This is a genomic window from Microbacterium commune, assembly GCF_014836945.1.
Taxonomy (GTDB): domain Bacteria; phylum Actinomycetota; class Actinomycetes; order Actinomycetales; family Microbacteriaceae; genus Microbacterium; species Microbacterium commune.
Genome location: NZ_JACSPX010000001.1, coordinates 1 through 14,311 on the forward strand (window position 1 = coordinate 1; position 14,311 = coordinate 14,311).

The window sequence follows — 14,311 nt, forward strand, 5'->3', positions numbered from 1 at the left end:
TTCACCCACGAGGGCGCGAACGCGGTCACTTCCGGCCGGGTTGCGATCCACTCTTCGGCGGTCATCTCGGTAGTCTGGTCAGTGGACATTTCATCTCCTAGGTGTCGTGTTCCTCGCCCTCGTCGTGCTCCAACACGTCGGGGGCATCTTTCTTACCGACAGTTGCCGGTAAGTCTCTATTGGGCCTCTGACAGCCACTCAATCCCGACTGATTCCGGCCGGAAGGTTCTCGTCCCGCGTCCGGGCGGGTAGAGCGTCACTTGCATCAGCGCTCCGATGACGGCACGCCTACGGTCGGTGCTGATCGCGTCCCACGCCGCCTGCACATCGTCCGCGGCGACCAGATCGCCCAACACGTCCACGCGGCCAGCGTCGGCCAACTCGGACTCAACCTCAGCCATGCGCTTCCTGATCCGGTCAGTCGCGATGCGCAGCTGCGAGGAGGTCAGGTCGCCATCTGCGAAGTCAACTGCGAGAGCATCGAGCCGTTCACGCAATCCGACACCCTCGAGACGCAATGCGGCTGTGTCGACGTTGCTGCTGACGGTCAGGAGGTCGCGTGCATCGGGACGGGACAGGCGGGCGACCGCAACAGCCTCGACATACTCTTCGACAGGTTCGGCCATGCGGGCGAAGTGACCCATGCTTGCCGAGCATCGATAGGAGCGAACGCCAGGGCGAGAATTCGCGCCCGCGTGTACCGTCGCCCCACATACGCCGCAGACGGCAAGGCCGGTCAGCAGTCTGGTCGGTGTTCTCCCCGGGGTGCGTCTGGCGGGGTTCTCGAGCATCGCGCGCGCCGCTTCAAACGTCGCTTCATCGACGATGGCGGGCCATTCAGCCTGAGCGGCCATGACCTCGCCCTTGTAGCGCACCCGGCCCATGTATCGGGGGTTCAGCAGCACAGCGCGTACCGAGTCCGCGCGCCACGGGGATGGAGCGCCAGCGTGCCCGCTGCGGGCCTGTCGCGCCTGCCCAGTCACAAACCCGCGTGCGTTCCATGAGCGTGCGACAGCGGCCAGCGTGAGGCCAGTAAGGATGTCCCTGTATGCGTCACGGATCGCTTCCGCTTCGGGTTCACGGATCGTCACACCGTCTGCCTCGTAGCCGAATGGGCGACGGCCTCCGACCCATTTGCCCTGCTGCGCGCGAGCCTCATTCGCACGAATCTGTCGTTCGGACTTCCGGCGCACCTCGAACCGCGCCATTGCGGTGAGGACGGATGCCTGCATCTCGCCGGATGCGGACGTGAGGTCGAGTTCACCCTCGAGCGTGGTGACCTTCGCGCCGGTTTCGATGAGGGCGCTCAGGTCGGTCTGCGTGCGCAGAAGGCGATCAAGGTTGACGGCGACGACGACATCGATGCGGCCGGCACGAGCGTCCTGCAGCATCCGGCTCCACCCGGTGTGCGCGCCTCGATTCTTGGTCGCGGAGGTGTCATTGTCGGTGTATTCCGCGCCAAGGGTCCAGCCCCGAGCCTCGATCAGCGCCAGGCAACGCGCCCGCTGCCGCTCAATACCCTCTTGGGCGTCGAGTGACTGTCGTAGGTAGATGCCGCTCTTCATGCGAGTAACGCTATAACACAATGCTCGGGATCCGCAGCACCCGGTCATACGCCCGCAGCGTGACCGCACCTCGCTCGAGTGCGCGGTCCAGCGGTGCGCGCACCGCCGGCGGGAGGCGCAGCGCACCCTGTCGCAGCCGCTCCCCCGGCACCTCGCCGTTGACGCGCCAGGGGCTGGCACGCCATCGCTCCGCTGCGGCAGCGCGTGCGCGGGCGACGCGCTCGCGCGCCTCGGAGGTGGACATGGTCGACCGCTCGCCGGACGTCGCCCGTGATGCAGACACGCGCGCGACCTGCAGGTCGATGTCGACGCGATCGCGAAGCGGGCCCGACAGTCTCCCTGCGTAGCGGCGGATGGCGGCCGGCGGACACGCGCACTCCGCGCCTCGCACCCCGTAGTTGCCGCACGGGCAGGGGTTCATGGCGAGCACCAGCTGAAACTGCGCGGGAAAGCTGGCGGCGAATCCGGCACGGACGATCTCGATGCGCCCCGACTCGAGCGGCTGGCGCAGGGCGTCCAGGGCGGCTCGCTGGAATTCCGGAGTCTCATCGAGGAACAGCACGCCGCGATGCGCGCGCACGATCGCTCCCGGCCGCGGGGCGCGAGAGCCGCCACCGACCAGCGCGGCGGCCGACGCCGTGTGGTGCGGGGCCTCGAACGGGGGCAGGGCGTCGAGGCGGGTGACGGCATCCCCCGTCAGCGACCGGATCGCCGCCACCTCGAGCGCCTCGGTCTCGGTCAGCGGCGGAAGGATGCCGGGTAGGCGCCGAGCCAGCATGGTCTTACCGGCACCGGGAGGACCGCTGAGCATCATGTGATGTCCACCGGCCGCGGCGGTGATCAGCGCGTCCACCGCTTCGTCCTGGCCGATCACATCCGCGAGATCCACGGTGTCATCTGCCGCGTCCACGCGGGCCGGGAGCACGACGGGCTCCGTGTCATCCACCTCGAGATCGGCGCCGTGCGCCACCGCGACCTCCGCGAGCGACACCGCGGCGCGCACCTCGACGCCGGGCACGAGACGAGCCTCGGTGGCGTTGGCGTGCGGCACGATCACGCGTGTGAATCCCGCGCGCGCCGCGGCGTAGACGGCGGGCAGCACCCCAGGCACCGGGCGCAGCCTGCCGTCGAGGCCCAGCTCGCCGATGTGCACGGTCGAGCGCACGGATTCGCGACGCAGCGCTCCCCCGGTCGCCAGCGTGGCCACAGCGACGCTCAGGTCGAAGCCGCTGCCCGCTTTCGGCAGGTTCGCGGGTGACAGATTCACGGTGAGTCGCCGACGCGGGAAGTCGAGCCCCGCGTTCACGCAGGCGTTGCGCACGCGCTGTGCGGCCTCACCGAGCGCCTTGTCGGGCAGGCCGATGATCTGGAACCCCGGGGTCTGGTTGCTGAGATCCGCCTCGACCTCGACCATGTGCCCGTCCACCCCGGTCAGCGCGACAGCCCAGGTGCGCGCCGTGCTCATCGCAGGTCCTCGAGATGCTCGAGTCGTGCGTCACGGACGTCCGTCCCGGTGAGACCGATGATCTCGACCCTGATGCGTCTGCCCCTGGACAGCTCGGGGTGGGCTTCAGCCCACGCGAACGCCAGGCGCCAGAGCCGCTGATGCTTGCGCTCGTCGATCGCCTCGAACGGGTGCCCGAAGCGCTCGGATCGCCGCGTCTTCACCTCGATCATGCAGAGCAGGTCGCCGCGCGTCGCGACGATGTCTATCTCGCCCTGCGCGCACCGCCAGTTGCGCTCCAGGATCTCGTAGCCGGACGCGCTCAGATGCTCTGCAGCGCGCTGTTCGCCCGCTCGCCCGAAGTCGTCTTTCGCTGCCATGACGACAGCCTGCGTCGCGACGCCGACCTCGGCGGGCGGGTTTCACAGTGATTGTGGAGAACCCGCCGACATCCCCGAATTGGGGATGATCATCACTTGCCGTCGAGCGACAGCTCTTCGGGCAGCTCGAATTCGCGCCGCTGCAGCTCTTCGACGTTCACGTCCTTGAAGGTCAGCACGCGGACGGCCTTGACGAAGCGATCGGCGCGGTAGATGTCCCACACCCACACATCGGTCATCGAGATCTCGAAGTAGAAGTCGTGCTCGGTGTCACGACGGACGACGTTCACCTCGTTCGCGAGGTAGAACCTGCGCTCGGTCTCGACGACGTACTGGAACTGGCCGACGACGTCGCGGTACTCGCGGAACAGCGCGAGCTCGAGCTCGCGGTCGTAGTCGTCGAAGGCATCCTCATCCATGATGTCTCCATCCTATGAGGACAGGGCCCGTTATGCGGATTCCTCAGAACAGCGTCGGCGCGTCCGCGATGGCCCACGACGATCGGTGCAGCGGCGACAGGCCCTTCTCCCGGATCGCCTGGCGGTGCTCCGGGCTCGCGTAGCCCTTGTTCCGCTCCCACTGGTAGTCCGGATGCTCGGGATGCAGGGCGGCCATGTGCGTGTCGCGCGCCACCTTCGCGATGACGGACGCAGCCGACACGGAGGCGCAGTCGCGGTCGCCCTTGACGACGGTGCGAACGGTGAGCGGCGCGGGATGCACGCGGGAGACGTAATCGTGGTTGCCGTCGAGGATCACGAGCGTCCGCTCCAGGCTCGCGCCGGCGTCGACGACAGCCTGCACCGCCCGCGACGCGGCCAGGCCGAGAGCGCGCATGATCCCCACCTGGTCGATCTCCGCGGCGCTGGACCAGCCCACGGCCGACAGCGGCACCCACCTGCTGGCCCGCTCGGCCATCTCGGGTCGACGCTTCTCGGCGATCAGCTTCGAGTCCCGCAGCCCCTCGAGCACCCGACGACGAGAGCCTGCGGCATCGATCACCGCCGCCCCGACGGCGACGGGACCCGCGAGCGCTCCCCTGCCGACCTCGTCCAGCGCGATGATGAGGTCGAAGTCCTTGAGCAGGCGACGCTCGAGCGTGAGCGTCGGGGCCACCACGGTCATTCGGGTGCGGGCACCGCGCGGAACACGTCGTCGTGCGTGTCCACGGACCCGAATCTGTCGAGGGGCCAGGTGGTCAGGAAGGCACGGCCCACGACGTTCTCCAGCGGCACGAAACCGCCGCCGGGCAGCTCCTGATGCGCGCGGGAGTCCTGTGAGCGGTCGCGGTTGTCGCCCATCACCCAGATGCGGTCCTCGGGCACGGTCACGTCGAACTCGATGTCCGAGGCCGCGGTATCGCCCTCGGGGAGGTTGAGGTACCCCAGCTCGTTGATCGGCGTGTCGTTCACCGTGATCTGCCCGAGCGCGTTGCAGCAGACCACGTGGTCACCGGGCATGCCGATCACCCGCTTGACCAGGTGATCCTGGGCATCGGTGGTCGAGATGCCCACGAAGGTGAGCGCCCAGTCGACGGCCTCGACCAGCGGTGGCCGTGCCGGCCGCTGCGGAGCCGGGGGCAGCCATCCGCCTGGGTCCTTGAACACGACGACATCACCGCGGTCGTACCCGGTGAAGCGGGGAGTGAGCTCGTCGACGAGGATGCGGTCGTTGACGAGCAGGGTGCGCTCCATCGATCCCGACGGGATGTAGAACGACCGCACGACGAAGGTCTTGACCACGAACGACACCAGCGCGGCGATGACGATGATGACCAGGACATCGCGCAGGAAGACCAGTGCGCCCCGACGCCGCTGCGGTGGCTGGACTGCCGCGGGGGCATCGGATGTCATGTGTTTCCTCTTCATCGACTCACCGCGCACGCGGCAGTACAAGGTTCGCACACCCACGAGTGAACGAAAGAACCCCGGGACGAGTGTCCCGGGGTTCTTTCGCAAGGATGCGACGGATCAGTTGTCGCGCTTCTCCTTGATCTTGGCCTTCTTGCCGCGCAGGTTGCGCAGGTAGTACAGCTTCGCGCGACGGACGTCACCGCGGGTGACGACCTCGATGTGGTCGATCACCGGCGAGTGCACCGGGAAGGTGCGCTCGACGCCCACCTGGAAGCTGATCTTGCGGACCGTGAAGGTCTCGCGCACGCCATCGCCCTGACGGCCGATGACGACGCCCTGGAACACCTGGATACGCGAGCGCGTGCCCTCGGTGATGTTCACGTGCACCTTGACGGTGTCGCCGGGGTGGAAGACAGGAATGTCGGAACGGAGCGAAGCCGCGTCGACGGCGTCGAGGATCTGCATGATCGTCTCTCTCTGCACTCGCCACAGGTCGGATGCATGATTCAAAGGGATGAGAACGGGTGTGTGCCGAGCGGCGCGCGAGGCGACCGCGGGTTCCCCTGAGGCAGAACCGGATCACGGCACAAACAGCTATTCTGCCACGAACCGGCCCCCCGCGCCACTCGAAGGGCGCCGGTCAGAACTCTCGCGAACGAGACTCCTCGATGATGACGACGCTCGGCTCGCTGCGCGTCGAGTCGCTGCGCTGCTGCGGGGCGATTGTCGACCACGTCAGCGTCTCGCGCAGCCGCGCGCCGGCGTCGCGCGCCTCGTTCCAGAGCTGCCAGATCTGCATCCAGAACAGGGCGACCGCGGCGACGATGGCGGCCGCGAGCAGCCACGGGAACGCCCCCTCGATGAAGAAGCCGACCAGGATGGTCAGGACGTGCCACACCGCGAAGCCGGCGATGTCCAGCCACGACACCGCGCGCTCGGCGCGCACGGACGGGCGCGAACGTGTCAGCAGCGTGAGCACGAGCTGAGTGACGAGAACGCCGGGGATCGCCATCAGCAGCACCCAGAGCAGCGCCCAGCCGCTCTGGCCGAAGATGGCCCAGCCGACCAGCATCCACGCGGGAAGGGCGAGCGATGCCGGTAGCAGCCAGCGGAAGAACAGCCGTCGCAGGTCCATACTCCGATGCTACGTGCGCACCCGCCTGTGCGGGCGAGTGTTCGCTGTGGGCATCGCCGGGGTGCGCATCGGGGAGAATGGATGCTGACGAGAGGAACCTCCATGATCGAACTGCGCACCCCCGCCGAGATCGACGAGATGCGCGCCGCCGGCCGCTTCGTCGCCGAGACCCTGGCGACCCTGCGCGATGAGACGAAGGTGGGGACGAACCTGCTCGCCATCGATGCCAGAGCACACGATCTGATCCGCCGCGCCGGCGCCGAGTCCTGCTACATCGACTACGCGCCCTCTTTCGGTCGCGGTCCGTTCGGGAAGGTGATCTGCACCTCGGTGAACGACGCGGTGCTGCACGGACTCCCGCACGACTACACCCTGCGCGACGGCGACCTCGTCTCCCTCGACTTCGCGGTGTCCCTCGACGGCTGGGTGGCCGACTCGGCCGTGTCGTTCGTGGTCGGCTCGCCCCGCGACGAGGATCTGCGGCTCATCGACACCACCGAGCGCGCTCTGGACGCCGCCATCGCCGCCGCCGTCGTCGGCAACCGGATCGGCGACATCTCGGCATCCATCGCCTCGGTCGCGCACGGCGAGGGCTACTCGATCAACACCGACTTCGGCGGCCACGGCGTCGGCCGCATCATGCACGGCGACCCGCACGTGCCGAACGACGGCCGCGCCGGGCGCGGATTCCCGCTGCGAGAGGGTCTCGTCTTCGCGCTCGAGCCGTGGTTCCTCGCGACGACCGACGAGCTCGTCACGGACGACGACGGCTGGACGCTGCGCAGCGCCGACGGGTCACGCGGCTCGCACTCCGAGCACACCGTGGCCGTCACGAAGGACGGCCCGATCGTGCTGACGGACCGCAGCTTCCTCGGCGTCGACTGATCGCACGACATCGGCGCAGCCGGCCCGCTCGGCTCGCCGCGCGACCGCGGGCACGCCGCGAGCCTTCCCAGAACTCTCGCATGCGTCCTGCCTAGACTCGCGTGCGACCCCACCCGACGACCCCGAGGGATGCGCCGCACGATGACGACCTCCACGACCGACACCTCCTGGCTGGGCTCACTCATCGATGCGGTGATCAGCCTGATGGACATCATCGGTCCGATCGGGGCCGGCGTCGCGATCGCCCTCGAGAATCTGTTTCCGCCGCTGCCGAGCGAGGCGATCCTCCCGATGGCGGGGATCGCCGCCCACGACGGCGCCTTCGGACTGTGGGAGGCCGTGGCGTGGACGACCGCGGGATCGCTCGTGGGAGCGCTCGCCCTGTACGGTCTGGGAGCGTGGCTGGGCCTGAGTCGACTGCGACGCATCGCGGATCGTCTTCCGCTGATCGACGTCTCCGACGTCGACCGCACGGTGGCCTGGTTCCACCGTCACGGCGGGAAGGCCGTCTTCTTCGGTCGGTTCGTGCCGATCTTCCGCAGCCTCATCTCGATCCCGGCCGGCGTCGCACGCATGCCGCTGTGGCGCTTCGGCGCGCTGACCACGCTCGGCAGCCTGATCTGGAACACCGCGTTCATCCTCTGCGGCTGGTTCCTCGGCTCGGGCTGGCACATCGTCGAGCAGTACGTGGACGTGGTGCAGAACGTCGTCATCGTGGTCGTCGTGGTGACGGCCGTCGTGTTCGCGGTCGTCCGCATCCGCTCCCTGCGGGCGGAGAAGCGGCACGGCGCATCGCCGGAGCCGAGCGACACGCGCACCGGCGAGCTGCCGGTGCGCTCCGGGCGCTGACCGGCCGCGAGCTCAGTCGGAGAGCAGGTCCGGACGACGCGCGCGGGTGCGCTCGATCTGCTGCTCACGGCGCCAGGCCGCGATCGCACCGTGGTTGCCGCTGAGCAGGATCGGCGGCACCTCGCGGTCTCGCCACACCGACGGCTTCGTGTAGGAGGGATACTCCAGCAGTCCGTCCTCGTGCGACTCCTCGACCAGGCTCTCCGGGTTGCCGACGACGCCGGGGATGAGTCGCCCGATCGCCTCCACCATCGCCATCACGGCGACCTCTCCCCCGTTCAGCACGTAGTCGCCGAGGCTGATCAGGCGCACCTCGCCGAGCTCGGCGGCGTACTCGAAGACGCGCTCGTCGATCCCCTCGTAGCGCCCGCAGCCGAAGATCAGATGCTCGCGGGTGGCGAGATCGCGCGCAGTCGCCTGCGTGAAGACCTCGCCGGCGGGGGACGGGAAGATGATGGTCGGCCGGTCGGACGCCTCCGTCGCCGCGAGCTGATCGAGTGCGAGCCCCCAGGGCTCAGGCTTCATCACCATGCCGGCGCCACCGCCGTACGGGGTGTCGTCGACGGTGCGGTGCCTGTCGGACGTCGAATCGCGCAGATCGTGGATGCGCAGATCCAGGATGCCGGAGTCACGCGCCTTGCCGAGAAGCGAGAGAGCGAGACCGTCGAAATACGACGGGAAGATCGATACGACGTCGATTCTCATCCGCGGAGGCCGTCGCTCACTCAGATGGCGCGTCGTCACCCGAATCCGCTGCCGGAAGCTCCTCGAAGAGCCCGGCGGGCGGCGTGACGGTGACACGGCCGGCGGCGACGTCGACGGTGGGAACGATGGCTTCGACGAACGGCACCATCACCTCGCCCGACTCGGTCTTCACGATCAGGAGATCCTGCGCCGGCAGATGCTCGACCCTCGCGACGCGACCGACGACGACGTCGTCGCGCAGCACGTCGAGACCGACGAGCTGGTGCGCGTACCACGCGTCGTCCTCGACCTCGTCGTCCTCATCCATCCAGAGGATGGCGCGGACGAGCGACTCCGCCGCATCGCGGTCGTCGACGCCGTCGAGGAACACGACGGAGTTGCCGTTCATCACCCGGTACTCGCGGATCGTGACGGTCTTGCCGTGCCAGCTGGATGCCTCAGGCACCTGCAGCGTGAACTCGGCGCCCGGGACGAAGCGGCGCTCCGGATTGTCGGTGTACAGCTCGAGCTTCAACGCGCCCTTGAGGCCGTGCGCCTTGAGCAGCCGGCCGACGCGGAGCTGATTCTTCTCGGCGGCCACGTCAGTCGTCCGCGACGTCGACGCGGACGCGACGTCCGTCGGCGAGGGCGGAGATGAGGGTGCGCAGCGCCTTGGCGGTGCGGCCGCCGCGCCCGATCACGCGACCACGGTCATCCGGGTGCACGTGCACCTCGAGGAGGTCGCCACGGGGCGACGCGGATGCGGTGATGCGGACATCGTCGGGGTGATCGACGATCCCCTTGACGACGTGTTCGAGCGCGGCGGCGAGCACAGCGGATTACTCTGCGTCGGCGGCGGGAGCCTCAGCGGCCTCCGCGTCGGCGGGAGCGTCGGCCGGGGCCTCCTCGGCCTTCTTCTCGGCCTTGGGCTTGATGACCGACTTCTTGGCGGAGTCGATCTCGAACGGCGCCTTCGGCTCGGCGACCTGAACCGTGGACTTCGCGTCCTTGTCGCCCTTGAACTTGCCCCAGTCGCCGGTGAGCTTCAGCAGCGCCGCGACCTGCTCGGTCGGCTGAGCGCCGACGGACAGCCAGTACTGCGCGCGCTCCGAGTCGACCTCGATGAACGAGGGGTGCTCGGTGGGGTGGTACTTGCCGATCTCCTCGATCACGCGACCGTCGCGCTTGGTGCGCGAGTCGGCGACGACGATGCGGTAGTGCGGTGCACGGATCTTGCCCATGCGCTTGAGACGGATCTTGACAGCCACGATTCTCCTGAATGGTGTGGAAAGAAAGATGAACCGGTCGCCTGGAGAGTGGGGTGCACATCCGGCGGAAGCTCTGTACGGGGTGACGAATGCTGGATAGAGGGTCGAGCAGCCGTCCGACCCTCTATTCTGCCAGATCCGGCCGCCGTCCGCGAAACGACACGACACGGTGCGCGCAGCGAGTCGGCCGTGCGTGTCAGACTGTGCGCGTGCCGATCGAATTCGCCTCCTCCGCTCGTTCGACAGTGGGGCTGGAGTGGGAGGTCATGCTCGCAGACCCCACCACCGGAGATCTCGTCGGCCGCGCACCCGAGCTGCTCACCCTTCTCGAACGGCAGAGCGCCCCGGAACGCCACACCGTCACCGGCGAGCTGCTCACGAACACCATCGAGGTGACCAGCGGCGTCGGCGCCACGGTAGCCGACGCGGTCGACGATGTCGCCGCCGCCATCGCGGCGGTGCGCCGATCGACCGATCCTGCCGGGATAGAGCTGCTGTCGGCCGGCAGCCATCCCTTCGCCCAGTGGTTCGATCAGCGCGTGACTGACAAGAACCGCTATCGCAAGCTCATCGAGCGCACCCAGTGGTGGGGTCGGAACATGATGATCTGGGGCATCCATGTGCATGTCGGTGTCGACGACCGGGCGAAGGTCGTGCCGATCATGGGCGCGCTGGCGGGATTCCTCCCCCACCTTCAGGCGCTCTCCGCCTCGAGCCCGTACTGGGCCGGCGAGCGGACGGGCTACGCGTCGAACCGGGCGCTCGTGTTCCAGCAGCTGCCCACCGCCGGGCTCCCCTGGTCGATATCGAGCTGGCAGGAGTTCGAGACCTTCGTCGACGACATGACCCGCACGGGGGTGATGGAGGATCCGTCCGAGATCCGGTGGGATGTCCGGCCCGCACCGAAGTGGGGCACGATCGAGGTCCGCGCGTGCGACGGCATGTCGACGTTGAGCGAACTGGCCTCCGTCGCCGCACTCACCCAGACGCTCGTGGAGTTCTTCTCCCGCGAACTCGATGAGGGCAGGCCTCTGCCGACGCTTCAGCCCTGGTTCCATCGGGAGAACAAGTGGCGGGCGGCTCGATACGGCCTGGATGCCAGGGTGATCGTCGATCGCGCCGGATCGCAGGTGCCGGTGCGCGAGCACATCACCGCCGTCGTCGAGGATCTGATGCCGATCGCCGCCGATCTGCGCTGCACGCAGGAGCTGCAGGGTGTGCGCACGATCGTCGAGCAGGGGGCGAGCTATTCGCGCCAGCTCGCGGCGGCCGACGCGGCGGGCGGCGACCTGCGCCAGGTCGTTCAGCATCTCATCCGGGAGTTCCGGGCGGGGCCCGACCGCTCGGTCCTCGCCTGAGGCGCCGCGCGCTCCGCCCATCGGAGCGGTGGTCCTGATGGATCAGTCGCTGTCGAGCAGCCTGCGAGCCAGCGCGTCATCGAGGACGACGTCCGTGATGAGTCCCGCTCCGATCGCGGCCTTGAGCGAGCCGAGCTTCGCCGCGCCCGAGACGACGCACACGCGGCGCGGCACACGCCTCAGCCGGTCGAGTCCGGGCCCGGTAGAACGTGCATTGAGGCGCACATCGCGCCAGGTCCCGTCTGCGCGGAAGAACACCGTCGCGACATCGCCGATGACCGCGTCCTCCTTCAGGCTGCCGTAGTCGTCGCGGCCGAGATAGCCGCCGACGTAGACCCGACTGGGCACATCGGCCTCAGGCGAGCCCAGACCGAACACGGCGATGTCCATCTTGGCCTGGAAGGCGAGCACCCGCCGGGTGCTGCGCTCGCGCCACATCGCCTCTCGGGTGTCGGGACTGTCGAAGAACGCGGGGACGGGGAACTGCTCGACCTGGGCGCCGAAGGCGTGACCGAAGCGCTGCAGGATGTCGCTGGAGTACTCCAGACCGCTCGTCTGCGTGTTGCCTGCGCCGTTGAGCTGCACGAAGGTCGTCCCGTGGGTCTCCTTGGGGATCAGCGCCCGACTGACGGCGCTGATCGTGGAGCCCCAGGCGACCCCCGCGACCATGTTCGAGTCGATGAACTGCGACAGCAGGCGCCCGGCGGTGAGCGCGACGCGCTCCAGTCGCTCGACCTCGCTGACCCGCTCCGGGATCGGGGCGATGTGAGCGGTGATCCCGTGCCGCTCGTTGAGTCGCTGCTCGAGCATCCCCAGCCGCTCCAGCGGCGAATGGATACGGATGTCGACCAGGCCCACCTCCCGGGCGAAGCTGAGCAGACGGGACACCGATGATCGGGAGGTGCCGAGCTCGCGAGCGATGACCTCCATCGTCTGGTCCTGCATGTAATACAGCTGAGCCGCGGTCAGCGCCGCGATCAGCTTCCGGTCGCGTGCGGCGTCCGTTGTCATGTCGTCCTCCGCGCCGATTCTTGCACATATGTGCATCCGGGTTGCACGTGTCGCTCTTCGGGTCGATGCTGAGAACATCCAGAGAAGAGGGAGGTCGAAGATGATCGAGTCGACGCACTCATCACGTGAACGCCAGCAGGTCGAAGCCGTCCGCGAGTCGGGACGCACCACGGTTCTCATCATCGGTGCGGGGATCAACGGTATCTCCACGTTCCGCGATCTCGCCCTCCAGGGCGTGGACGTGCTTCTCGTCGAACGCGGCGACTTCGCCTCCGGGGCCTCGGCAGCTTCGAGCCACATGATCCACGGCGGCATCCGCTATCTCGAGAACGGCGAGTTCCGCCTCGTGCGGGAATCCGTCCAGGAGCGCAACGGCCTGCTCAAGATCGCGCCGCACTACGTCAAGCCCCTGCAGACGACCATCCCGATCTACTCGACATTCTCTGGCATCCTCTCCGCACCGCTGCGCTTCCTCACGCACCGCAGCGGAAAGCCGCAGGAGCGCGGCGCCTTCCTGATCAAGGTCGGGCTCACCATCTACGACACGTTCTCTCGCGATGGCGGGGTCGTCCCCCGCCACCGTTTCCTCGGACGCAAGCGCTCGTTGTCGGAGCTGCCCGCGCTCGACCCGAAGATCAAGTACACCGCCACGTACTACGACGCTTCGATGCACGACCCGGAGCGTCTCGCGCTGGACGTGCTGCAGGACGGACGGGCCGCGCACCCTGGCGCCGTGGCGCTCAACTACGTCGAGGCCGTCGGCCGCACCGCAGAGGGCGTGCTGCTGCGCGACCTCGAGACCGGCACCGAGTTCACGGTGTCGGCCGACGTGGTCGTCAACGCCTCGGGTCCGTGGACCGACCTCACCAACGACGCCCTCGGCGAGGAGACCCGCTTCATGGGCGGCACCAAGGGGTCGCACATCGTGCTGGATCACCCGGAGCTGCTCGACGCGACCGGCGGGCGGGAGATCTTCTTCGAGCACTCCGACGGACGCATCGTGCTCATCTATCCGCTCAAGGGCCGCGTGCTCGTCGGCACGACCGACATCGACGCCGACCCTCGGGAGGTGCCGGTGTGCACGGAGGAGGAGATCGACTACTTCTTCGACCTCATCCATCACGTGTTCCCGTCCATCCCGGTATCGCGCGATCAGATCGTCTTCACGTTCTCGGGCATCCGTCCGCTCCCCCGCCACGAGGACACTGCGCCCGGGTTCGTCTCGCGCGACTACCGGGTCGAGGTCGACCGCGACGGAGACGTCCCCCTGGTCAGCCTCGTCGGCGGCAAGTGGACCACGTTCCGCGCCCTCGGCGAATCGCTCTCCGACGTCGTGCTCGGTCTGATCGGTCGCGGCCGCCGAGTGTCGACTGTCGGCCGCGCGATCGGCGGCGGACAGGGCTTCCCGCGCACCGCGCGCGCCCGGCACAGCTGGATCGAGCAGAACCTTTCCGGCGCCGGCGACCGGGCCGAGCGCCTGCTGACCCGATACGGCACGCACGCGGCTGACGTATGGCAGTTCATCCAGGAGGGCGATGACGCTCCGCTCGCCGACGGTGACCTTTCGACCCGAGAGCTGATGTGGATGATCGAACGCGAGCACGCGGTCCGACTGCAGGATGTCATCCTGCGCCGCACCAGTCTCGCCTTCACCGGTGAGGTCACCGGCGAGGTGCTCGTCGAACTGACCGATGCGATGGCGCCTCTCCTCGGTTGGGATGACGGACGTCGCATCGCCGAGCTCGAAGACACGCGCTCGCTGCTCAACGACCGACACGGCCTCGACGTTCCCGCTCTTCCGTCGCATCAGAACGGCTGAAGCACCGACCGTCGCCTCCCCGCGACATGAATTCACCCATTGCCCGCGCCGGGGAGAGCGCGC

Annotated in this window: 17 protein-coding genes; 4 read left to right on the forward strand and 13 right to left on the reverse strand. The window is 68.3% G+C overall.

Annotated elements, in window-relative coordinates:
- Positions 1–176 precede the first annotated feature (176 nt).
- The 8 genes from H9633_RS00005 to H9633_RS00040 form a co-directional block, all read right to left on the reverse strand.
- A complete protein-coding gene (locus H9633_RS00005) occupies positions 177–1,565 on the reverse strand; it encodes a recombinase family protein (protein ID WP_191711674.1) in 1,389 nt (462 codons plus the stop codon).
- A 10-nt stretch (positions 1,566–1,575) separates the two neighbouring features.
- Positions 1,576–3,030: a YifB family Mg chelatase-like AAA ATPase gene (locus H9633_RS00010; protein ID WP_191711675.1), complete on the reverse strand. Its 1,455-nt coding sequence runs from the start codon at positions 3,028–3,030 to the stop codon at positions 1,576–1,578.
- Positions 3,027–3,389, reverse strand: coding sequence for a YraN family protein (locus tag H9633_RS00015; protein WP_191711676.1), 363 nt, complete (start codon positions 3,387–3,389; stop codon positions 3,027–3,029). The genes H9633_RS00010 and H9633_RS00015 overlap by 4 nt, the downstream gene beginning before the upstream one ends.
- A 92-nt stretch (positions 3,390–3,481) precedes the next feature.
- Positions 3,482–3,808: a DUF2469 family protein gene (locus tag H9633_RS00020; protein WP_071644723.1), complete on the reverse strand. Its 327-nt coding sequence runs from the start codon at positions 3,806–3,808 to the stop codon at positions 3,482–3,484.
- A 43-nt stretch (positions 3,809–3,851) separates the two neighbouring features.
- The gene (locus H9633_RS00025; protein ID WP_071644722.1) at positions 3,852–4,511 is read right to left on the reverse strand and encodes a ribonuclease HII; all 660 of its coding nucleotides are present in this window, start codon (positions 4,509–4,511) and stop codon (positions 3,852–3,854) included.
- The gene (gene lepB, locus H9633_RS00030) at positions 4,508–5,239 is read right to left on the reverse strand and encodes a signal peptidase I (RefSeq protein ID WP_191711677.1); all 732 of its coding nucleotides are present in this window, start codon (positions 5,237–5,239) and stop codon (positions 4,508–4,510) included. The genes H9633_RS00025 and lepB overlap by 4 nt, the downstream gene beginning before the upstream one ends.
- A 117-nt stretch (positions 5,240–5,356) precedes the next feature.
- Positions 5,357–5,704 (reverse strand): 50S ribosomal protein L19, encoded by a 348-nt coding sequence (rplS, locus tag H9633_RS00035; protein WP_071644740.1) that lies wholly within the window; start codon positions 5,702–5,704, stop codon positions 5,357–5,359.
- A 175-nt stretch (positions 5,705–5,879) separates the two neighbouring features.
- A complete protein-coding gene (locus tag H9633_RS00040) occupies positions 5,880–6,374 on the reverse strand; it encodes an MFS transporter permease (RefSeq protein ID WP_191711678.1) in 495 nt (164 codons plus the stop codon).
- A 102-nt stretch (positions 6,375–6,476) separates the two neighbouring features.
- Here H9633_RS00040 and map point away from each other — a divergent pair, with 102 nt between their 5' ends.
- Both map and H9633_RS00050 read left to right on the forward strand, forming a co-directional pair.
- Positions 6,477–7,259 (forward strand): type I methionyl aminopeptidase, encoded by a 783-nt coding sequence (gene map, locus H9633_RS00045; protein ID WP_071644719.1) that lies wholly within the window; start codon positions 6,477–6,479, stop codon positions 7,257–7,259.
- Positions 7,260–7,400: 141 nt separating this feature from the next.
- Positions 7,401–8,108 carry a DedA family protein gene (locus H9633_RS00050; protein WP_225211012.1) on the forward strand — a complete coding sequence of 236 codons (708 nt, stop codon included), beginning with the start codon at positions 7,401–7,403 and terminating at the stop codon, positions 8,106–8,108.
- Between the two features lie 12 nt (positions 8,109–8,120).
- Here the strand turns inward: H9633_RS00050 and trmD are convergent, their stop codons facing one another.
- From trmD to rpsP, 4 genes are read right to left on the reverse strand one after another with little or no spacing between them, the layout of a single operon-like run.
- Entirely contained in the window at positions 8,121–8,813 is a 693-nt protein-coding gene (trmD, locus tag H9633_RS00055) for a tRNA (guanosine(37)-N1)-methyltransferase TrmD (protein ID WP_071644717.1), read from the reverse strand.
- A 16-nt stretch (positions 8,814–8,829) separates the two neighbouring features.
- Positions 8,830–9,393 (reverse strand): ribosome maturation factor RimM, encoded by a 564-nt coding sequence (gene rimM / locus H9633_RS00060; RefSeq protein ID WP_071644716.1) that lies wholly within the window; start codon positions 9,391–9,393, stop codon positions 8,830–8,832.
- Position 9,394: 1 nt separating this feature from the next.
- Positions 9,395–9,625, reverse strand: a complete 231-nt coding sequence (locus H9633_RS00065) for an RNA-binding protein (protein WP_071644715.1) — start codon at positions 9,623–9,625, stop codon at positions 9,395–9,397.
- A gap of 6 nt (positions 9,626–9,631) precedes the next feature.
- A complete protein-coding gene (gene rpsP, locus H9633_RS00070) occupies positions 9,632–10,060 on the reverse strand; it encodes a 30S ribosomal protein S16 (RefSeq protein WP_071644714.1) in 429 nt (142 codons plus the stop codon).
- Positions 10,061–10,269: 209 nt separating this feature from the next.
- Here rpsP and H9633_RS00075 point away from each other — a divergent pair, with 209 nt between their 5' ends.
- Positions 10,270–11,418, forward strand: coding sequence for a glutamate--cysteine ligase (locus H9633_RS00075; protein ID WP_071644713.1), 1,149 nt, complete (start codon positions 10,270–10,272; stop codon positions 11,416–11,418).
- A 42-nt stretch (positions 11,419–11,460) separates the two neighbouring features.
- Here the strand turns inward: H9633_RS00075 and H9633_RS00080 are convergent, their stop codons facing one another.
- Complete coding sequence (locus tag H9633_RS00080; protein ID WP_071644712.1) at positions 11,461–12,429, reverse strand: sugar-binding transcriptional regulator; 969 nt, start codon at positions 12,427–12,429, stop codon at positions 11,461–11,463.
- Positions 12,430–12,529: 100 nt separating this feature from the next.
- Here H9633_RS00080 and H9633_RS00085 point away from each other — a divergent pair, with 100 nt between their 5' ends.
- Positions 12,530–14,248, forward strand: coding sequence for a glycerol-3-phosphate dehydrogenase/oxidase (locus tag H9633_RS00085; RefSeq protein ID WP_191711680.1), 1,719 nt, complete (start codon positions 12,530–12,532; stop codon positions 14,246–14,248).
- The last annotated feature ends 63 nt before the right edge of the window (positions 14,249–14,311 follow it).